This window comes from Poriferisphaera sp. WC338, assembly GCF_050931845.1.
GTDB lineage: Bacteria > Planctomycetota > Phycisphaerae > Phycisphaerales > Phycisphaeraceae > Poriferisphaera.
In genome coordinates this window covers 3,196,868-3,215,802 of the sequence record NZ_CP194516.1, presented here as the reverse complement: position 1 = coordinate 3,215,802, position 18,935 = coordinate 3,196,868, and the positions used below count along the sequence as shown (strand labels likewise).

General features: G+C 50.0%; 16 protein-coding genes and 2 tRNA genes. 7 read left to right on the top strand and 11 right to left on the bottom strand.

Features of this window, described 5'->3' with window-relative positions; genetic code table 11:
* The first annotated feature begins 642 nt into the window (after positions 1 to 642).
* A complete protein-coding gene (locus ACQ6WK_RS13265; RefSeq protein WP_432797859.1) occupies positions 643 to 1,152 on the top strand; it encodes a hypothetical protein in 510 nt (169 codons plus the stop codon).
* Here the strand turns inward: ACQ6WK_RS13265 and mutL are convergent.
* A complete protein-coding gene (gene mutL, locus ACQ6WK_RS13260) occupies positions 1,149 to 3,098 on the bottom strand; it encodes a DNA mismatch repair endonuclease MutL (protein WP_432797858.1) in 1,950 nt (649 codons plus the stop codon). The two genes, ACQ6WK_RS13265 and mutL, sit on opposite strands and share 4 nt — an antisense overlap.
* A gap of 641 nt (positions 3,099 to 3,739) precedes the next feature.
* Between mutL and ACQ6WK_RS13255 the strand changes: the two genes are divergently transcribed.
* The 4 genes from ACQ6WK_RS13255 to ACQ6WK_RS13240 all read left to right on the top strand — a co-directional run bounded on the left by ACQ6WK_RS13255 (position 3,740) and on the right by ACQ6WK_RS13240 (position 8,195).
* Positions 3,740 to 4,534 (top strand): hypothetical protein, encoded by a 795-nt coding sequence (locus ACQ6WK_RS13255; RefSeq protein WP_432797857.1) that lies wholly within the window; start codon positions 3,740 to 3,742, stop codon positions 4,532 to 4,534.
* A 275-nt stretch (positions 4,535 to 4,809) separates the two neighbouring features.
* Positions 4,810 to 5,649, top strand: a complete 840-nt coding sequence (gene rsmA, locus ACQ6WK_RS13250) for a 16S rRNA (adenine(1518)-N(6)/adenine(1519)-N(6))-dimethyltransferase RsmA (protein ID WP_432797856.1) — start codon at positions 4,810 to 4,812, stop codon at positions 5,647 to 5,649.
* A gap of 245 nt (positions 5,650 to 5,894) precedes the next feature.
* Entirely contained in the window at positions 5,895 to 6,704 is an 810-nt protein-coding gene (locus tag ACQ6WK_RS13245; protein WP_432797855.1) for a glycosyltransferase family 2 protein, read from the top strand.
* Positions 6,705 to 6,737: 33 nt separating this feature from the next.
* Positions 6,738 to 8,195: a hypothetical protein gene (locus ACQ6WK_RS13240; RefSeq protein ID WP_432797854.1), complete on the top strand. Its 1,458-nt coding sequence runs from the start codon at positions 6,738 to 6,740 to the stop codon at positions 8,193 to 8,195.
* Between the two features lie 12 nt (positions 8,196 to 8,207).
* Here the strand turns inward: ACQ6WK_RS13240 and ACQ6WK_RS13235 are convergent, their stop codons facing one another.
* The 4 genes from ACQ6WK_RS13235 to ACQ6WK_RS13220 all read right to left on the bottom strand — a co-directional run bounded on the left by ACQ6WK_RS13235 (position 8,208) and on the right by ACQ6WK_RS13220 (position 12,332).
* The gene (locus ACQ6WK_RS13235) at positions 8,208 to 9,026 is read right to left on the bottom strand and encodes a PPK2 family polyphosphate kinase (protein WP_432797853.1); all 819 of its coding nucleotides are present in this window, start codon (positions 9,024 to 9,026) and stop codon (positions 8,208 to 8,210) included.
* Positions 9,027 to 9,214: 188 nt separating this feature from the next.
* Positions 9,215 to 9,288 (bottom strand) — tRNA-Val (locus tag ACQ6WK_RS13230).
* 210 nt (positions 9,289 to 9,498) lie between these two features.
* Positions 9,499 to 11,220 carry a methyl-accepting chemotaxis protein gene (locus ACQ6WK_RS13225; protein WP_432797852.1) on the bottom strand — a complete coding sequence of 574 codons (1,722 nt, stop codon included), beginning with the start codon at positions 11,218 to 11,220 and terminating at the stop codon, positions 9,499 to 9,501.
* Between the two features lie 287 nt (positions 11,221 to 11,507).
* Positions 11,508 to 12,332, bottom strand: a complete 825-nt coding sequence (locus ACQ6WK_RS13220; RefSeq protein WP_432797851.1) for a thymidylate synthase — start codon at positions 12,330 to 12,332, stop codon at positions 11,508 to 11,510.
* Positions 12,333 to 12,454: 122 nt separating this feature from the next.
* Here ACQ6WK_RS13220 and ACQ6WK_RS13215 point away from each other — a divergent pair, with 122 nt between their 5' ends.
* Positions 12,455 to 12,865, top strand: coding sequence for an NADH-quinone oxidoreductase subunit A (locus tag ACQ6WK_RS13215; protein WP_432797850.1), 411 nt, complete (start codon positions 12,455 to 12,457; stop codon positions 12,863 to 12,865).
* A gap of 84 nt (positions 12,866 to 12,949) precedes the next feature.
* On the opposite strand, the gene ACQ6WK_RS13210 is transcribed toward ACQ6WK_RS13215, so the two are convergent.
* Positions 12,950 to 13,291: a hypothetical protein gene (locus ACQ6WK_RS13210; RefSeq protein WP_432797849.1), complete on the bottom strand. Its 342-nt coding sequence runs from the start codon at positions 13,289 to 13,291 to the stop codon at positions 12,950 to 12,952.
* A gap of 27 nt (positions 13,292 to 13,318) precedes the next feature.
* On the bottom strand, positions 13,319 to 14,545 hold the full coding sequence (locus tag ACQ6WK_RS13205) for an FHA domain-containing protein (RefSeq protein WP_432797848.1): 1,227 nt from the start codon (positions 14,543 to 14,545) through the stop codon (positions 13,319 to 13,321).
* 266 nt (positions 14,546 to 14,811) lie between these two features.
* Here ACQ6WK_RS13205 and ACQ6WK_RS13200 point away from each other — a divergent pair, with 266 nt between their 5' ends.
* Complete coding sequence (locus tag ACQ6WK_RS13200) at positions 14,812 to 15,318, top strand: dihydrofolate reductase (protein ID WP_432797847.1); 507 nt, start codon at positions 14,812 to 14,814, stop codon at positions 15,316 to 15,318.
* A gap of 29 nt (positions 15,319 to 15,347) precedes the next feature.
* Here ACQ6WK_RS13200 and ACQ6WK_RS13195 read toward each other — a convergent pair whose 3' ends face one another.
* The 4 genes from ACQ6WK_RS13195 to ACQ6WK_RS13180 all read right to left on the bottom strand — a co-directional run bounded on the left by ACQ6WK_RS13195 (position 15,348) and on the right by ACQ6WK_RS13180 (position 18,912).
* The gene (locus ACQ6WK_RS13195; RefSeq protein ID WP_432797846.1) at positions 15,348 to 15,788 is read right to left on the bottom strand and encodes an RbsD/FucU family protein; all 441 of its coding nucleotides are present in this window, start codon (positions 15,786 to 15,788) and stop codon (positions 15,348 to 15,350) included.
* A gap of 87 nt (positions 15,789 to 15,875) precedes the next feature.
* Positions 15,876 to 16,871, bottom strand: a complete 996-nt coding sequence (locus tag ACQ6WK_RS13190) for a helix-turn-helix transcriptional regulator (RefSeq protein WP_432797845.1) — start codon at positions 16,869 to 16,871, stop codon at positions 15,876 to 15,878.
* A gap of 263 nt (positions 16,872 to 17,134) precedes the next feature.
* Positions 17,135 to 17,209, bottom strand: a tRNA-Glu gene (locus ACQ6WK_RS13185).
* 128 nt (positions 17,210 to 17,337) lie between these two features.
* Positions 17,338 to 18,912 (bottom strand): hypothetical protein, encoded by a 1,575-nt coding sequence (locus ACQ6WK_RS13180; protein WP_432797844.1) that lies wholly within the window; start codon positions 18,910 to 18,912, stop codon positions 17,338 to 17,340.
* Positions 18,913 to 18,935 lie beyond the last annotated feature (23 nt).

Genomic DNA, 18,935 nt, shown 5'->3' with positions numbered 1-18,935 from the left:
GAGGATCATATCCTGCCCTGTCCAAATTCGCCGCGGTTCCGTGTGGAGGCCGTAGCGTTAATCTTGAATTATGAATCGTATGTAAACCGACGGAGGTCGGATTATCTTTCCCCTAGCATGTGCCGTATCACCAAGCCGAGCGAGGATCGCTGCTCGCGGTCAAGTTTGACCGTTAAGAGCAGGGATATTGCGTTGCGTAAGCCCAATCTCCAACCGCCTTGGTGCCCGGGGTGACCCTGTAAATCCCTGTAGCCGCTGCACTTGCCGAAAAATTGAGCGCTTGGCGCACCGATAGGTACATTTCGCTGTAGTCGGCAAAGAATAACGGCTTTGGCGGCTTCGTCAAGTTTTGAATGTTAGGAACCGTTGAATCTGGCCCGCTTTTGGCCCCTTGAGGCGGGTTTCTAATGGATCTATCGGTCGTGTTCAGGGTGTGACATTGCTGTCGGCCTCATAAACTTGCGCAAGGGTTTGTCCTAATCATAGGCATCTTGATATGGATTTCTACTTTTTGGAAGGCTGAGTCAGAATCGTTTTATAAAAGTGAAGCGTCAACGTGCGGAACCTTGTTCGTGGCGCGACTTTCTTACATGATAGTTTGGAGTACTTGTTGAGGTGACACTTGGATTCAGGAGGTTCATGATGCCAATTTTTATGGTGACGACACGTAATTCGAAAACGCAGAGTGAGCAGATGTATGCAATTGAGGCAGGGTCAGCAGGAGAGGCGACTGGCGCGCTGATCCGGCAGGGGCTAGAGATCGTGTCAGTGGATACGGGGGAGGCAGCGGTTTTGGCTTCACAGGGTTTGGCTGTTGTGCCAGTGGGCGACATTTTGGAGCTTGGGAAGACGGATCGAGCGACGGGGAATAATGGGTCGACGGCGGAGCAACATTACATTGATGTGGGCGCGTCAATTAAGAAGCTGTTTGAAGGCGAACGGCTGTCGGAGTTGGTGGCGAATTTCTTGATCGTGTTCGCGGTGGTGGGATGGGTGTCGTATGTGTTTTGGGCGATGTACTGGTTGCCTGGCGATTTGATTTGGCCCACGATTTTGCAGGCAAGTCTGGCGGGTGGGTTGGTGATGGCGGTGGCGTGTTTCTTGAAGTTGGCGGTGCAGTTGGTGAAGGCGGTCGAGTCGCGCGAAGGTTAGCTGCGACCGAATTGTTTTTCGAGATCTTTGAGTGAGAGGCGTAGTGAGGTGGGTCGGCCGTGGGGACAGGAACTGCTGCGTTCAATCTCTTCACGTTGGGCGAGCAGGGCGGCAAGTTCTTCTTCGCTCATGTTGTCGCCAGCTTTTACGGCTGCCTTACAACTCATCATGTCGAGCACTTCACTGAGCGCATTTTCTTCAGCGGCAGGGTCACTCACACGGAGATCGCCTTCCAGTGCTTTATCGATCAGTTCCTTGACGAAAGGTTCGGCCTCAACATTACGGGAGAAAAGGAAGCTGGGGAATGCTTGGACGGCGACGACGTGTGGCCCGATGGGCTCGATTTCGATGCCAAGCTTGTCGAGTAAGGGTTTGAGTTCGGCGAGTGCATCTTGCTCACTTGAGCCGGCGTCGACGATGGCGGGCATCAATAATCGTTGGCTTTCCAAGCTTTTTTTATCACCCAACACGCGCTTACGCAGCTTTTCAAACATGATCCGTTCGTGTAGAGCATGCTGGTCGATGATGATCATGCCTTGCTCGTCTTCCGTGACGACATAGCTGTTGTGGACTTGTAGAATCCTGATGGGTTGGGCGGCTAAGCTTGAGGTACTGAGTGTTTCTATGCAAGGTGAGTTTGTTGTTGGTAGGATTGGTTCGGTAGTGTCAGCGGCATTGTTTTGAATGGCTTGGACAAACGAATCGTTAGCCAATCCGGCTTCTTTCAAGAGCGGCGTATCATCTTGTTTTTTGATTTCGTCGGTGATAGCGTTGCGGACTTGCTGGAAAGCGAACCCCTTTTGTTTGGGGGCCATTTCTTTGAAATAGTCGACGAAGGCTTGGGTGGCTTCGGCTTCGTTTTGTTTGTCTTCTTCACGAAGTGGGGCTTTGAACTTTGCGACGCGGCCGTCATCGAGTTGGGCGGTCGGCATGAGGTCGTGTTGGATAAGGCAGTCTCTAATCGCGGAATAGATGAGCCCGTGGTATTGACGGGGCTTGCGGAAGCGTACCTCGGCTTTGGTCGGGTGGACATTGACGTCAACGTCTTCGGGGGGCATGTCGAGGAAGATGATAGCGACGGGGGTGAGTTCGGGGGCGAGCAGGCCGCGGTAGGCTTCTTTGACAGCGTGTAGCAATGAGCGATCTTTGATGACACGTCCGTTGAGGCAGAGGTAGAGAAATTTGCCTGTTTTTCTAGCGATTTCCGGGAGTCCGGCCATGCCCCAAAGTTTGGCGCCGCCGTGTTCGGGGAGGTCTTGTTTGGAGAATTCGAGAAGTCCGTCGCGGAGCTCTTTGCCGACGAGTCCGATGACGCGCTGGGCTTTTTCTTGATGAGGTGGGAGGTCGATAACTTTGCGGCCGTTGTGTTGGAGTTTGAATCCGACTTCACTGTGGATCATGGCGATGCGGATGACAGCGTCGTTGATGTGGCTGAATTCGGTGCCGGATTGTCGCATGAACTTACGGCGGGCGGGAGTATTGAAAAATAGGTCGCGCACTTCGATGGTGGTGCCGGGTGCGCAGGAGCATGGGGTGGGCTCACCTAGTTTGTCGCCGGCGACTTCGAGGTAGTGTCCGGCTTCGTCGGTTTTGCCATCACGAGTGGAGCGGGAGGTGAGTTTAAGTCGAGAGACCGAGGCGATGGAGGCGAGGGCTTCGCCGCGAAAGCCAAGGGTCATGATCGCTTCGAGGTCTTTGGGTTCGACGAGTTTGCTGGTAGCATGCGGGGAGACGGCGAGGTGCATTTCGTTTGGGACGATGCCAGCACCGTTGTCGCTGATACGGATGAGCTGGCGGCCACCATCTTCCACCACCACATCAATCTGCGTCGCGCCCGCATCAATACTATTTTCGACAAGCTCTTTCACCACGCTTGCCGGGCGTTCGATGACTTCGCCGGCAGCAATCTGGTTGATGAGCAGTGTTGACAGTTTACGAATCTTCATACGGGGTATCTTAAATGGAGCGGGGTCGGATCGCGAGTTGTGGGGTAAATATACGAGAGTTTGGTAACGGTTTTGAGCGGCGGAGGAAGGCCTAACGAATGGATTGGAAAGTGATTGTCTTGATAGACAAAGTTGCTTTCGGTGTTCCTAACGTTGTAAGGGAAGTAACGGGTAGTCATTCGATAAGTAGCATAATGGCATGGTGACGCGCCGGTTGTAGTCATCAGATAGGTGTGTCTGGTGAGCGTGAGACATGCGTGACTAAGATGAAAGACGAAGTGAAAAACATCGGTTAGTTGTTGGATTGTTCATCAAATTGGTTCTTTAATTACCGACGGGTTTTTTAAACGTATAAAGTTCACTCGAGATTTTAGTTTGCACTAGCAGCTTTAAGTAACGAATTTGATTGAGCTTTGATTCAGCACGGTTACAAACACGCATGGTTGTTTTATTTGTTGAGCAGTCATGCGAATGTGGCAAGTTTAGATTGATGGGTGGAGCAGGGATTTGAGACGTCAATCTGTTGTTTGCTACACATCAAAATATAAATTGAGACTAAGTGTGTGGTGTAGCACGCTGGCGATTGCTCCTCGAATGACAGATATATAGATTCATTTTGGGGCACATAAAAGGAGTTTGGTGTGAAACAAAGACGCATGATAAAACATCTATGCTATGCGGCTAGCGCGGTTGCTCCGCTCGCAATTTCTTCGGAATTGCTTGCAGCATCGACGCGCATTATTGTTGATGTGACAGGTGATTCTGGATACATCATTCCATCGAACAATGTTGGTGGTGACAGCCCTGATCCAAATTTAAGATCGGAAATAACAGCGGGTTATTCATTCGTTGTTGATGAAGCAGGTTATTACTTTACCGAGTTAGGTAAGATTTCCGGCGCGACAGGCGCGACAGAAACGGTATCGCTTTATAACCTGACGACCGGTGAAATTGTTGCCAGTGTGACTGACGTTGCGGACGTTGACGAGTCATGGGAATTTTATGACTTGGACAGCCCGGTAGCGGCTCAAGTTGGTCATGAATATGCACTTCTCGGTCACTATACAGCTGAATCAGATGTGGCGCGTCTAATTGATGATCTGGGTAGTGTGTCAAGTTACTTCAGTAATGTATCTCCGTTTACATATGGCGATTCGTTAGCTGTTGCTGATGCTGATGCCGATCCGCTTATAGATGACATTGGTGCGATTGGTGAAGACCCAATCAGCTTAGTATTTGTTTACAACGATCAGGGTGATTTCTTTACGCAGGGTATCGAAAACAACCTGTATGGTGGTGTTGAATTTGGATTTGCTTCGCATGATGAATTGGTTGAAGCGGGCGTGATTCCGGTGCCGACCCCTAGTGCTGCAGTGTTCGGTTTAGGGTCGCTAGCTTTGCTAGTGCTAAGAAGGGGTCGTGAGATACGGAGTTAAAATCCTAAATAAGTTTGCTCAATCTGTATTTACAAAGCCTGGCAGCACGAAAGTGTTTTCAGGTTTTTTTATGTCATGAAAAGCTGGTTTGAGCTAGGTTGTAGAAGATGGGTTTCCGAATTACTACGCGTCATGACGTTTGCGGATCGTTCAATGATTCGTCGGCGGCAATCCACTTGATCAGAAAGGGTGATAACCTTCGAACGGACATCCCACGATTTAAACAGTGACTGCCGACAGTGTCTTACCGTGTTGATTTCAGCTAACATATCCCAATGGTTCAATCACTTTCCGAAATTAAATCACTATTGGATGTGCATGGGCTGTCGCCGAAGAAAAAATTCGGGCAAAATTTTTTGCATGACCACAATCATCTTGAGCGGATTATTGATGCGGCAGAGATTGGTACGGAGAGCAGGGGCGGTGGTGTGATTTTGGAAGTTGGACCGGGGACGGGGGCGCTGACAGAGTTTTTACTGGAGACTGGTGCGAATGTCGTGGCAGTTGAGATTGACAAGGATATGCGGCCGATCTTAGAGGAACGGCTTGGGAAGTATGGGGAGCGGTTCAGGTTGTACGTGGGCTCGGTGTTGGCGAGTAAGCATGTGCTTGCACCAGAAGTGAGTGAGCTCATTGCGGGGCGAGGATTTAAGCTGATTGCGAATTTACCGTACAACGTGGCGTCGCCGCTGCTGGTGAATTTGGCGCAGCAGATGCCGAACATGCAAGCGGCGGTGGTGATGGTGCAGAAAGAGGTAGCGGATCGGTTGGCGGCAGGGCCAGGCTCGAAAGATTATGGCCCATTAGGAATTGTGATACAGGCGTTGTATGAGGCGAGGCACGTGAGTACGTTGCCGCCGTCGTGCTTTTGGCCCGCGCCGAAGATTGCATCAGCGGTGGTTCAATTGACGCGACGGGAGAAACCGCTGACGGATGATCTTGAGCGGTTCTCGGATTTGGTACACAAGCTGTTTCAAAAACGCCGTAAACAGATTGGGTCAGTACTGGGGCGTGATTTGGCGTATCCGGAAGGCATTTCCCCTGAGGTGCGACCCGAACAGTTGTCGTTGGTGCAGCTTGAGGCGTTGTCAAAAATGGTGGCTGAAGTAACGTGAGGGCGATTATATGAAGGAGTATCAGGTTTTGAAATAAAACGAGATGCTCCGTTGTTGTTGGATTGTTCTGCGGCGCGATTGATTTAGACGGCCCGATTGACTGGTGCTACGCCTTTGGTGTGGTTGCCGAGTTGTTTGGGAGACTACAATGTATGATCCACTGTGACCCCGATTTTCGGGTGTATGGAAGATGCTGGCTGCGTCAGCATCAATATGAAAGCGCGGCGGAACAGGAGATGTTATAGATGCGGATTTTGGTTGCGATACCCGTTTACAACGAGCAAAAGTATGTAGACAAGGTACTGGCGGAAGTTTCGCGGTATGCGGACGATATTTTAATTGTGGATGATGGATCGTCGGATGCGACGCCGTGCATGATTGCGAAGCATCCGGTGGATGTGGTGCGGCATAAAGAAAATCTTGGCTATGGTCGATCGATTCAAGATGCGTTCCGTTGGGCGCAGTGTTATGGCTATGACTGGCTAATCACGATGGATTGTGATGAGCAACATGAGCCACGATCGTTGCCGGATTTTTATGAGGCGATCAAACGTGATGATGCAGATGTGATTTCGGGTTCGAGGTATTTGAATTGCCAGTTAGCGTGCGATCTTCCGCCAGAGGATCGACGTCATATCAATATGACGGTAACGCACTGGGTGAATGATCATCTGGACATGAGTATTACCGATGCGTTTTGCGGGTTTAAGGCGTTTCGTGTTTCTTCGCTGCACGAGCTTGAGATTACTCAGGATGGGTATGCAATCCCGCTTCAGTTTTGGGTGCAGGCGGCGGCGCATGATCTGCGAGTGTCGGAGGTGCCAATACGTTTGATTTACAATGACCCGAATCGATCGTTTGGTGGTAAGCTTGATGATGCAGCTCACCGGATCGCGGTTTATCGTGAAGTGTTTTGTGATGAGCTAGCGAAGTACCCTGATGTGTTTAACAAGCCATGTGATTGCTTGTTGGGTCACTCGCCGACGCCGGGTGAGCAAGCCGCAGCACACGAGCATAAGCAGAAAGCGACACAAAGCGCGATGTCAGCAAAATAACAAAGCGGATCATGCCTAACCGTTGATTAGCCTATGAAAATCACGATTGAACCAGCTTTGGAAACATGGGTGCTGCCTGAGAAGAGCAGAGGTAGCGATACATCATCTAGAGCTGACGATGATATTGTAGGTTGTATCAATGGACATGCCGAGCGATTGGGATCTGATCCTATAAGGCAAGGGGTTTTGGGAGAAGATGTGATTGCAACGGGGCATCAGGGGTGGTTCTGGCATCCGGGGATCTTAGCAAAAGATGTAGCAGTCGGGATGATGGCGGAACGGCTTGGCGGGCATGCGCTTCATTTGGTGGTGGATCAGGATGCGCACGAAGCACTGTCGATTAAGTTTCCGATTATTCAGAAAGATGAATTGCTGACGCAGACGATTCGGCTTGCACCGCATTCATCGACAATACCGATAGGGTATCAGCCTGCAGTGGATGTTTGTGAAGTGAAGAGACATTTACAGCTTTTGCCTGAACCAATGAAGAGCGGGATGCTTGCGGCTTGGTCAGATTTGCCGGATTGCCGATCGCTCGCAGAACAAATCGCCGTGGTGCAGATGCGATTGATGACTCCGTATGTTGGGCGGATGTCGCTATTGTTCGCATCAGATTTTCCGAAATTAGCATCTTACCGAAACATGATTAATGAGATGATGCGTGACCCGGCAGGTTGTGTACAGCAGTACAACAGGGCGGTGTATGAGCATCCACAAGCAGGGATTACTCCATTATTGTTGTCACGGGAGTTGGTGGAGCTGCCGTTGTGGGCAGTGCGGATGAATCAGACGCGCAAGAAGGTATATGTTGATATTGCGGATTCTATTCATTTGTTAGTTGATGAGCGGGGTGAAGTGATTGATACGGATGAATATGATTTATTGCCACGAGCGTTGATGCTGACAGCGTTTATGCGATCGCATGTGTCGGGGTTATTTGTACATGGAACTGGCGGGTATGTTTACGATCGAATTACAGAAGTATGGATGTTGAGGTGGCGTGGGGTGCGGCTTTGGCCGATGGTTTTGGTGACGGCGGACTTGCAGCTTGATTTGGCTGTACCAGTGGCAGGGAAGGGTGATTTAGAGAGGGCGGTGTGGTATGCACACCATGCACCGCATAATGTTGATCGATTGTTAAATGGTATGGTGGAAGATCGTGGCTTGGTGCTAGAAAAACAGGAGATTCTGGCACATATGGATGATGATCGGGATCGTAAGCGTCGACGGGGATTGTTCTTTCGGTTGCATGAAATCAATGAGCAGTTGGGTGTTGCCCATGAAGATGTTTTGGAGAATGCAGGGGCACAGCTTCGGCGGACTAAAGTAGGGGTGAAGAATCGTGAGATTGCTGCAAAACGGGATTGGTCTTTTCCGCTCTACACCGATCGACAACTTTGTGGGATCAAAGAAGAGATGGTGAAACAGTTATTGCATTGCAAGGCAGAAGATACTGAACAAAAGGTTTCAAAATCCTCTTCTTGTGTCTAACGGATTGTTAAATCAGTCGATATTGTATTGCGAGACATCGTACTTGGGTTTGGGGTAGTGCATATCTAGAGATTCGAGTTTCTCGTTGATGACTTTGATGATAGTAAGATTGCGATAGGTACGATTTTCTGCGGGGATGACGTACCAAGGGGCATCATCATTTACAGAACAGCGATTGAAGGCATCGGAGTAGGCATCCATATAGTCATTCCAGTGGGCACGGGCGACCAGGTCGGAAGGTTCAAATTTCCAATGCTTGTCTGGGCGATCAAGTCTGCGTTGCAAGCGTTTATGTTGGTAGTCTTTGGAGATATGGAGAAAGAATTTGAGAACGTGTGTGCCTTCATCGGTTAGCAATTGTTCGAAAGCATTAATGTGATTGAATCGTTTTTTCCAGATTTCTTCCGGCGCAAGATTGCTGACATTGACTGTGACAACATCTTCGTAGTGTGATCTGTTGAAAACAGAGAAGCAACCTTTAGGAGGGACGTGCTGGTGGATACGCCAGAGGTAATCGCGCTCAAGTTCATAGGGTGAGGGGGCTTTGAAGTTAAGCACGCGGCAGCCTTGGGGATTAATCGGGGTCATGATGTGGCGGATGGTGGAGTCTTTCCCGCCAGCATCCATGGCTTGCAGAATGATCAAGACCGCGTGTTTTGCCTGGGCATACATGAGCTCTTGCAAGTGTGTGAGTTTTTTGGTTTCTTCGTGAAATTCTGCTTTGGCGGCCTTTTTGTCGAACTCGAAAGTGGGTGTGGTTGGAAGGTTGCTGAGATGAATGGGATGGCCAGGCTTAACAAGGTGAGAAGTGGTATCGATCGGTAGAGACATGTTCGGCGAATCTTTCTGAGTGGTTGTTCAAGTTGTATTGGCCACTGAAGGCGAGACATGACTTGAACGGATATTTAATCGCTCAATAATCACGGCAACATTGTACGCAGGAGCGCGGGGTAATGAAAAGATGTTTGATTATGTCTGAATGTTCAATTGCAATCGACATCGCAGAGAGGGGAGAGAAATGGGCGATACTGGACTCGAACCAGTGACCTACTCGGTGTAAACGAGTTGCTCTAGCCAACTGAGCTAATCGCCCTTGTTTTCAGGTGAGGCATTATAACGTGATGATGGTGGTTCGTATACAGGGAGGGCAGTTCTTCAGAAATTACGACCTGAATGTGAAATTTTCCCCTTTGGAGCCTGACTTATGGGGTTCCGGGCAGTTTTGAAATCTGGAAAAATGCGGTCATTGCATGGCATCACAGCTGGATAGATCACATCTTTTTTGCTGATGGGGCTCTTATGCTTAAGCAGCATCATCCAATTGGAATCGGCTGACCAATTTCTGCAAATGCTCTGCTTTTTCGGAAAGCATGACGGCGGCCTCAGATGCTTGTTGTGAGCCTTCGGATGATTGCTCGACCATGGTTCGGATTTGCGTCACATTCTCGGTGGCTTGTTCACAAGCATTGGCCTGTTCACGGGAGGTAGAGGCGAGGTTCTCAATAAGTGAGAGCATGTTTTGAGATTGAGTGACGATGTGGTTGAGTTGCACGCCGGCTTCTTCAGCCATCGAAACACCTTGGTCGACTTCCTCAGTGCCTTGCTTCATTTGAGAGACTGCGGTGCGTGTTTCATCTTGCATGGTGGCGATGGAATCGGTAATTTCTTGTGTGGCGGTGGTGGTGCGGTCGGCGAGTTTACGAACTTCATCTGCGACGACTGCAAATCCACGGCCATGCTCACCTGCACGGGCAGCTTCGATGGCGGCATTGAGTGCGAGGAGATTGGTTTGATCTGCGATGTCATTGATGACTTCGGTGATTTGCCCGATCTGTTCGCCGCGTTGTCCGAGTTGTTCAATTGCAGTGGCGGTTTGCATGACGGAGTTGTGAATGGTTTGCATACCGTTAATAGTTTGATTGACTTTTTCGCCACCTTCGTTGGCAACATCACCGGCATCTTTTGCACTGACGGCGGCTTTGCTCATTTGGCCAGAGGCCTCTTCGGCGCTTGCGGCCATTTCAGTGACGGCAGTACTGACCTCACTGATTTGAATGCTTTGTTCGTTCATACCCATGGCCATTTCCTCACTAGAAGCTGCGATTTCCGCAGCGGCACTGGCGACATCATGAGTTGAATGCTTCACATCAAGGATGGTGTCGTGTGTTTTTTGAATGAATTGATTCATCCACCGGGCGAGCTTGCCGAGTTCATCACGATCATGTCCATCGAGACGCTTGGTCAGATCGCCTTCACCTTCAGCAAGGTCTTGGCATCGTTCAATCATTTGTTTGATCGGATTTAACAGTGTTTTCTTAACGATCCAGTACACGAGTGGAATGACCACTATTATGAGATAGATCAGGATTGCTGTCGCGGCGGTGATGAGGCTCGCGTTTTGAGTTTCGATCATCTTTTGATTGACGGCTTCTGCTTCTTTCCGGACATCATCAATATAAACGCCGGAGCCAAGTACATAATCTGTTCCGGGAATGATGGTTGTATAGCTCAGTTTTGGGAAGGTTCCGCTTTGGCCGTTCTTGGGCCAGAGATACTTAATGTAGCCGCCACCGTTTTTCGCTTTTTCGGTAAAGTCACGGGCGACGTGTACACCGTTTTCGTCAATGCTGTTGGCCATTGTCTTGCCTTCCATCTCGGGTTTGATGGGCATGGCAATGTTGATGTAGTTTGCATCGCTGGCGAAGAAGTATCCCGTTTTGTTCTTTTCGTTTTCGGTGTTGCTATATAAATTGTTGCGTAATGTACTGGAAATATAGTCTTTTTTAGCCTGTGGGTCTTCAATAGAGGCGAGCGATTGGCTGAGGACATGGGCTTGTGTTTCAACCGCGGTTTTTAATCGCAAGCGATGTGCTTCCGTCATGCGTTTTGAGATAGTATCAACAGCACAGCGTTTCATTTCGATTTCACCTACCAATGCAGTTATGATGGCGACAACGGATAAGCCAGTAACAACAAGCACTAAGGCTGCAATACGCTTGGCAATGGTGAATTTGAAATGTGTCATGATCCTGGACCTCCTGTGTGGTTAATAAAACAAACACAGGCAGTAGTGGATCCCGGAGAAGTGCAGCAACGTGCTCTACATCATTGCTGTTGGGGTAGGATCGGTGTTCTGTGGAAGGAGCTTTAATGGATCTGTTGGCAAGATAAAAGAAATGTTTGTCAGCAGGTATTCTGATTCACATATAAAACAAGCGAGAGAAAGAGAATTGATTTGATGCTATATTTTTAGGTGTTTTTGGTAAAAGACTGTTGGCGAACGTTTGTTTGTGATTTTGAGCGTTTGAGGAGTTATACAGCAACTGGAGCTTTGATGTGTGGATGTGGATCGTAATTTAAAAGTTCGAAGTCGTCGTAGGTGAAATCGAAAAGTGATTTCACGTCGGGGTTGATCTTCATCGTGGGAAGTGTGCGGGGGGTGCGAGTGAGTTGAAGGTTGGCTTGTTCGAAGTGGTTGGTGTAGAGATGGGCATCGCCGAAGGTATGGACAAAGTCGCCGGGCCGGTAGCCGGTGACTTGTGCGATCATCATGGTGAGCAGGGCGTAGGAAGCGATGTTGAAGGGGACGCCGAGGAAAATGTCAGCAGAGCGCTGATAGAGTTGGCAGGAAATGCGCGGCGGGCCGCCGTCTTGCTGGGGCTGGACATAAAACTGGAAGAAGGCATGACAGGGTGGCAGGGCCATGTCATCAATTTGGCCGACGTTCCATGCAGAAACAATGTGACGGCGCGAATCAGGATTGTGGGTGAGATCGTGCAAGAGATTTTGAATTTGGTCGATGGTGCTACCATCGGGGGCGGGCCATGAGCGCCATTGATGTCCGTAGATCGGGCCGAGGTTGCCATCGGTATCTGCCCATTCGTCCCAGATAGAGACATTGTTTTTGGTGAGGTAGGCGATGTTGGTTGAGCCTTTAAGGAACCAGAGCAACTCGTGGATGATGGAGCGGAGGTGGCATTTTTTGGTGGTAACGAGTGGGAAACCGCCACCATTTTGGGGATCGAGATTGAATCGGAGTTGGTGGCCGAAGATGGATCGGGTGCCGGTGCCGGTGCGGTCGGATTTGTCGGTGCCGTGATCGAGGACGTGCTTCATGAGGTCGAGGTATTGCTGCATGGTTGAATTTTATCGGGGCATTGTGGAGGTGTCATCTGTGGAAAGGTGGGCCTCACCTTTGGGAGTGGCAGGCTTGTTTGCGGTGGTTAGACAGGAATGGGGAAGCCGATAGAATATGAAGCATGATGACATTCTTAGCAGAAGATCAATTCAATCAATATGCAGCACTGGGGGTGTTGTTGCTCATGGCGATCGGGTTCGGCGCGTTCAATCTGGTCATGACGCACATGCTTGGCCCTCGTCGAACTGGGGCGAAGAAGGGGATTGTGTATGAGTCGGGTGTGAACCCGCTTGCTGAGACGCGTCGCCGATTTAATGTGCGGTTCTTTGTGGTGGCGATGACGTTTTTGCTATTCGATGTTGAGATCGTGTTCTTGTACCCGTGGGCAGCAAACTTCGGCGCGCTTGGTGGTGAGGCGAGTGAGACATTTGGATTGCCGACGCTATTTTTGGGTCGGGCGCTGTTTTTTGTGTTAACGACGATTATTGCGTACATGTATGCGTTCCGTAAGGGCGTGTTCCGGTACGACTAACCTCCAGAAGTTGGACTTGAGGTGAAAGATCTTGAGGAAAATGATGATGCTGGTCGCTTTTAGAGCGGCCAGTTTTTTTGTTGCTCAGACGGGGGGTTGCTTGGGGCGATTTGACATAAGCAGGCACCAACGTAGTCCAAGGAAAGGTGCGTCAATAAGAAGGGTTAGCAGTGCGTAGAGGGTGATGATCGTGCCGAGCGTTATGAGGAGTGATACTTCCGCAAGGATGTTTTCCCAGGAAATAATGATAATGCAGATGGAGAGTTTGGTTACACGCCAATACCAGAGGCGGTAAAGTTGCCAGTGTGAGGGTTTGGGTGAGTTGAGGTATGTATCAGGTTTTTGCGGGTCGAAGGGTTGGCCGCACTCCGGACAAGATTCAGAGTGAAGATGGTCAAGCAAGTAGTTGCACTTTTGGCAGAACATGTCTGCTCCCAGAAGGTGATCTTGCGTTTAGTGTACCGGTAGGTCTAAGAGTGAATCAGCGGCGTCAGAGGATGAGGTGTCGGGCGATTGAGGTTGGCTTGAAGATTTGGTGGTTGATGATGTGCTGGGCTTGGAGGGGATGTCTTCTTGTTTGGGTTTAGGCGTGCTGGATTTGGCGGGTTCTTTGGTGGCGCTGTTTGTCTTTGGCGCTATGGCAGGATCCACTTGTTTTTCAGAGGTTTGGGCTGACTTATTTTTAGCAGGGGGATCTGATTTTTGATTTGCAGGTGTGGAGCTGATGGGTTTGTTTTCGGTAGTGGGATTGTTTCCGGGGGAGGGGGTGGTGAGTTGAGATTGGCGAAGTTCATAGACCTGCCAGCTGGTCCATGCAAGGCAAACAAATGCGGCAAAGACGATCAGAATCATCAGCGTACGGAATGTGCGGCGGATGAATGATGGCTTGCGGTGTGGTGGAGGCGAGGCATGTGAAGCAGGGAGCGGCTCAAGAAGTTCGCTGAGTTCGAGCGCGGTTTGATCAACATCATTCAGGACCGCGGTCGGCAAGTGATCGGATTCATCGGGGCGGAGCGATTCTTTAGTGATGATGTTAGATGACGGAGCGTCACTATTGGGTGGGATGTTTTCCAGTGAACTGCCAGAGGCGCTTCCGGGAGGGGAAAGGGTGAAGCCGGCAATAGTCTGCTCGTTCATCGCGGCATCATCGAAGTCGGTCTCACCGCGGGTCGGATGAGCAACGCGAACCACAGGGCGCGAATGTTCTGTGACAGGTTGCATGCTGAGTAGTTTGTCGAGTGCTTCATCTTTGGTCATCGGTTGAGGTTGTGGGCGGTGTGATGGTGCGTGTGGACGATGGGGGAAGAAGGGTTCATCATCGGAGTGTTGGGCAGAATCGTTATTTCTGGGAGATGGATTTTCGGGTGCAGTTTTTGGGAGGGGGTCGTTGTTGAGTGTTTCAACATGGATTTCGGTGGCACCGATGCGAATGGTGTCGCCAACATGGATTTCGGTGAAGGTAGTAATGCGTGCACCGTTGAGGTATGTGCCGTTGGAGGAATCGAGATCGGTGAGAAGCCAGAGGTTGTTTTGGAATGCAAGTTGCGCGTGTTGGCGAGAGGAGAGCATGTCCGGAAGGAGCAAGTCATGAGATTGCCTACCCACGGCAAAAGGGCGGTCGCCTGAAAAAGAAAACGAGCGGCCGGCTTGTGGACCATTGACCAGTTTAAGGCTAATCAACGCATACCCTCGCCGAAGAAGGAGTGATGAACATCAATCATGACCGAAGACACACAAGCTCATCGGCTTGTGCCCTGCACCACTCAAACAGAGATTGTAACAGAAGGGGGATGACGGCTGTGAAAAAAATGAAGTATGGCAATCTGGGAGGATTATCGTGGTTTTGTTGCCGTAGTGATGATGTGGAAGAATCCATAACGCTGGGCGGAGATGTATGGGTTTCGTTATCATGAGCGGCTAACTGGCCGCGATTTGAAGGAGCGCTTGTGAAGAAGTTGAGTTTGATTGCTGCGATGAGTGAGAACCGTGTGATTGGCCGCGAGGGTGATCTGCCTTGGCATTTGCCGGATGATATGCGGTGGTTTGTGAAACAAACCAAGGGGCATGCAGTGATCATGGGTCGAGGGAATTTCGAGAGTATTGGCGAAAAACCGTTGCCGGGCCGGCGTAATATTGTGATATCACGTAACCCGGATTATGAAGTGGCTGGTGTGGAAGTGGTGGCAACGATCGAGCAAGCGATTGAGTTGGCTCGTGAGGGAGACGATGAGCCATTTGTGATAGGGGGCGAAGCGATCTATCGGCTGGCTCTGCCGTATGCGACGCGGATGTATCTGACATTGGTGCATGCGGAAGTCGAGGGGGATCGGCTGTTCCCGAACTTTAATCCTGCTGCGTGGGAGGTAGCGGAGAAAACCGAGCATGTTGCAGATGAAAAGCATGTCTATGCGATGACTTTCTTCACGTATGATCGTGTGAAGGAAGATGTTTAATCATCAGATAGACGAAAGATGAAGTGATGCTATTCGGGGAAGTTCACGCCGATGGTGAGTAGAATGTTGGCGTAGATACGTTGCTCGCCGGTGGCGATGGTGATCGCGACATCAGGCTTGGAAGCTGCTTCATAGAATGCAAAACGCTCAATGCGATCAAGCTTAATGTCTGTCGGAAGCAGCTTGCGAAAGTCTTGCCAGATCTCCGGATCTTGTTCGAGTGCGTATGGGCCTTCGGAGGCATACTGCATTACATGTGCGGCCTCGATTGGCACGGCAGATAAAATTGCATCCAAGGCGTCTGTACAGGAAACCAAGCCTGGCGAGAGATTGAGATTTATCAGTTCAGCATTCGGTGATAGCGTGGTTGAGAAGGGGTAGTTACCATCAGCGATCAAAATTCTGGCCGAGTGTCCGGCGCGGCCGAGTGCAGCAAGAATATCCGGGTGAATAAGTTTGCCCTTAAGCATGGGTTTGATCCTTAAATACTCGTGTTTCTGAGAGATAGCGTAGCAAAGTTGACATGGATTTGCGACAAGAGTTGATCTAACTTGCGATTAGATTGCAGGCTCTGGTTCAGGTTGTGCATCAGGGGCATGGTTGGCAGCAGCGCGGGTTAGCATTTCATGAACCAGTGTACGAAGTTCGGGTGGATCGTTGATGATGACTTGGTCGGCGTAGCCAGAAATCCACCACGCGATTTCACGTAGACCATTGACACTGAAGGTTGCAGTGCAAGAGCCATCATCATGCATCTCAATTTTCTGTGAGGGGTGCCAATGTGTTTCCGCAACATTGGTCGCCACGCGCGGCAAGAACGTGAGATTGATGTCGTAGTGTGTACCTTCGGGGCTAAGCGCCCATGCGTTATCAATTTTTTGTGAGATATGAAAATCGTCCGGCCGATCAAAATGTTCATCCATGGTGCAGAGTGTGGTGATGCGCGCGAGCTTAAGTACACGGATATCCTCGTGGCGATCTGTTTTGGCAAATAGATACCAAGCACGTGCGGTGAAGTGTAGCGCGTATGGATGCACAATAGCGGTGAATGGTTTGGGTTCGACTGGTGATTTGTAGGTAATCATGCAAGTGCGGTGTTCATCGACGCAGCGTTGGAGGGTGGTATAGTGTTGCGTTTCGACGGTGCCGAGGCCTTTAGCGCCGGGATCGACGGAGATGTTGGTCATAAGTTCGCCACAGGTCGAACGGATTGGTTCGGGCATTGTGCCGATGAGTTTATAGATGGCGGAGAGTGCAGAAGCGAATAGTGGTTTGTCGCGCTGTGCGGCTGCGGTCTTACCGAGGATCATCAGTCCCATCGTTTCAGGTACGGTGAGTGAGATCGGCGGAAGGAAGAAATCTTTTGAGATGCGGTAGCCGACATTCTTTTCGTGGTAATACGGTACGCCTGCGGCTTCGAGAAGATTCAAATCTCGAAACAACGTGCGGCGGGACACCGATAGTTCGTCCATCAATTCATTGACGGAACGCGGCTGGCCGCCTTGCATGATGGTGATGAGTTTGAGAAGCCGATGAACCTTGCTGACCTGCATGACCCCTCCTTTGCGTGGTGATGACAATCGCATGATTCGTGAATAGGTCATAGTTTAACGGCTAGGCAGGGGGGATGTCACGAAAGTCTGTGTCAGGCAATGATAGATTATGTTTAAATATTTGATATATAAAAGTTTGCCGTTTAATTTTGAGTGCCATTGTGAAGTGAATTGGAGGGCAGGGTGAAGGATTAGTTAGTGGCTTTGTAAAGGTGCATTAAAAAAAACCGCATCACATTGCTGTAAAGCGGTTCTTTCGGAAATGACCCTAACGGGATTCGAACCCGTGTTACCAGGATGAAAACCTGGTGTCCTAGACCTGACTAGACGATAGGGCCATCTGGCTAATGCCAAGGCGGAACATTATAGGGGATCGGGAAATCGAAGCAACTCGGTTAAAAAGGTGGCTGTGGATAAATTCAGGTGAGTTTTGGGTGCCATTTATGATCGGCAAAAAGGTATGCGCTTAAGAGGATGGCGATTGTGAGAGTGTTGGTTTGGGGATGTTGGTGGGCTGTATGGCAGGGAGATCATAAGTGTAAAAGACGGCTTGCCGTTTGTAAGTTCGTTTGGAGATGAGGTTGTGTCCGTAGACGAGCAGACGACGGCTTGCGGGGAGATACCAGACGGTGTGCAAGTGGTCGGGCCAGTCGGTTAGGGTGAGGATGGGCTGGTTGGTATTGGCATCATAAAGATGCAACATGACATCGTTATGGCGGATCTTTGCGCCTTTAGTTGGCTGGTTGAGTAATGGGGGTGTTGTAGATTCGATTCTCGCGGATTCTTCGAGATAAACGGTGAGTGGAGTTGTGTCGGTGGGAATGGTAAAGGTGATGATGGCCCAATCCTTCGGTTGATTATATGGGCGGAGCAGTACAGGTTGAGCGAAGGTATTCGGTGAGGCGGCTTTGCCTGAAGGAAACGGATAGGTTGGGATCAGAGATGGGGTTTTGTCCGCATCGATTGCAAAGAATTGTTGCTTGTCTATGTTGTAGAACGTGCGTTGATTGTTCAGAACACATTCGAGTGTGCGTTTAGATGGCGCATTGCGGTTGTAGGCACGGGCAAAGTGTTTACTCGCGGCGAGTGTACGGTCTTGGAGATCATAGATGTTGTAGAACACACTTTGCCGCTCGTGATGTGGGCGTTGAAGGTGCGGCATGGATGTGGTGAGGAGGTAACGATCATCGAGATTGGCGGTGTTGAGAAGGTTGTATTCGATCCGGCTTATATTGCCAGAGGTATTGGGGAGTTTGTGTGTTTGGGTGATGAGGCCGGTATAAGGATCGACGAGATTGAGTTCGCCGTCTGGAGCGAAGAGTAATAGACGGTTGCTAAAAGGTGTGAGTTCCAAAGAGGGTGAGAGATTGACTTGGCGCGTGCGGATTTTTTGTGAGGTGAGATTGATCTCGATGAGTTGAGAATCAGTTTGGCGGAAGACAGAATGGGAGAGGCCGACAGCATTGTGAGGTGTGAATCGTTCCGCGAGGTTGGTTAGGAGTGTGGTGTTGAGTTGATAGCGATGTGAGAAGTTGTTGATGCGGAGCGACGAAGCGCGGGCATCGGGCGTGAGTTGTTTATTAGGTGGGAGAATCAGCACGTTATCCAGATAAATAAGAGTAGCAAGGGCGGCGGCAGAAGTAGTGCATAGCAGTACTGAGAGGAGAAGACGGATGTGGTGGCGTTTGGCTGATCTACGATTTTTTTGTGTTGGGCCGACCATACCGCAGCCGCATTCAGGGCAGGTACCGGTGTTTGAATCATCAAGTTGATAGACGCATTGTTTGCAATATGGTTGACCTTTGGAGATATGTTTAAGGCGGCTGTGTTTTTTGATGCGAAAGAGTAGGAAGAGGATGGTAAAAATAAGGATGACGGTTGCGAGGTCCGGCCAGTAGTAGATGAAGAGTTCCCAAGCATTGATGATTTGTGCGTCAGTGTAAATGGCGACGGTGTTTTCATCGGCAAGCGGGAAGACATCGACGGGCGAATACTCTGGCGGTAGTGCGATAGTGCTGGATGGTGTGAGTTTGGTGGGCATGGATCAATCCTGAAAACGTAAAA

Bases quoted from the DNA above. Each gene is read 5' to 3' on its own strand.
- ACQ6WK_RS13190 (WP_432797845.1), bottom strand. From the start codon at position 16,871: ATGCAGGTCAGCAAGGTTCATCGGCTTCTCAAACTCATCACCATCATG.
- ACQ6WK_RS13265 (WP_432797859.1), top strand. From the start codon at position 643: ATGCCAATTTTTATGGTGACGACACGTAATTCGAAAACGCAGAGTGAG.
- rsmA (WP_432797856.1), top strand. From the start codon at position 4,810: ATGGTTCAATCACTTTCCGAAATTAAATCACTATTGGATGTGCATGGG.
- mutL (WP_432797858.1), bottom strand. From the start codon at position 3,098: ATGAAGATTCGTAAACTGTCAACACTGCTCATCAACCAGATTGCTGCC.
- ACQ6WK_RS13240 (WP_432797854.1), top strand. From the start codon at position 6,738: ATGAAAATCACGATTGAACCAGCTTTGGAAACATGGGTGCTGCCTGAG.
- ACQ6WK_RS13245 (WP_432797855.1), top strand. From the start codon at position 5,895: ATGCGGATTTTGGTTGCGATACCCGTTTACAACGAGCAAAAGTATGTA.
- ACQ6WK_RS13195 (WP_432797846.1), bottom strand. From the start codon at position 15,788: ATGCTTAAGGGCAAACTTATTCACCCGGATATTCTTGCTGCACTCGGC.
- ACQ6WK_RS13215 (WP_432797850.1), top strand. From the start codon at position 12,455: ATGATGACATTCTTAGCAGAAGATCAATTCAATCAATATGCAGCACTG.
- ACQ6WK_RS13210 (WP_432797849.1), bottom strand. From the start codon at position 13,291: ATGTTCTGCCAAAAGTGCAACTACTTGCTTGACCATCTTCACTCTGAA.
- ACQ6WK_RS13180 (WP_432797844.1), bottom strand. From the start codon at position 18,912: ATGCCCACCAAACTCACACCATCCAGCACTATCGCACTACCGCCAGAG.
- ACQ6WK_RS13220 (WP_432797851.1), bottom strand. From the start codon at position 12,332: ATGCAGCAATACCTCGACCTCATGAAGCACGTCCTCGATCACGGCACC.
- ACQ6WK_RS13235 (WP_432797853.1), bottom strand. From the start codon at position 9,026: ATGTCTCTACCGATCGATACCACTTCTCACCTTGTTAAGCCTGGCCAT.
- ACQ6WK_RS13225 (WP_432797852.1), bottom strand. From the start codon at position 11,220: ATGACACATTTCAAATTCACCATTGCCAAGCGTATTGCAGCCTTAGTG.